Source organism: Parachitinimonas caeni, assembly GCF_030129945.1.
GTDB classification, from domain to species: Bacteria; Pseudomonadota; Gammaproteobacteria; order Burkholderiales; family Chitinimonadaceae; genus Parachitinimonas; species Parachitinimonas caeni.
The window spans coordinates 1-324 of the sequence record NZ_JARRAF010000235.1 but is presented as its reverse complement, the minus strand read 5'-3'; the positions used below and the strand labels follow the sequence as shown (position 1 = coordinate 324).

Sequence of the window (324 nt, the reverse complement as noted above, 5' to 3'; positions counted from 1 at the left end):
ATAACAAGGTGTCGTCCACCGCCAAGCTGCAGTTCTGGAGCAACATCGAACGCACCCTCAAAGCCATGCTGACGGCGGCCGGCAAAGCCGAGATTTCGCAGACCACCGGCACCGTGTCCGTCACCGATACCCGCGACGCCGTCGAGCGCATTGCGGAATACATCGAGCGCGAAAACGCGGCGCTGACCCGGCAGGTGCAGGTGGATGTGAAGGTGCTGTCGGTGCAGACCAGTGATAACGGCGATCTGGGCCTCGACTGGACGGCGGTCTATCAGAAGCTCACCAGCAATGGCCTGGGCAATATCGGCTGGAGTTTCGGCTCGG

The 324-nt window shown here is 61.7% G+C and carries 1 protein-coding gene; it reads left to right on the top strand.

From position 1 onward, the window contains the following. Nucleotides 1–324: hypothetical protein (locus PZA18_RS25845; RefSeq protein ID WP_407951221.1), on the top strand; the 324-nt coding region annotated here is incomplete at both ends.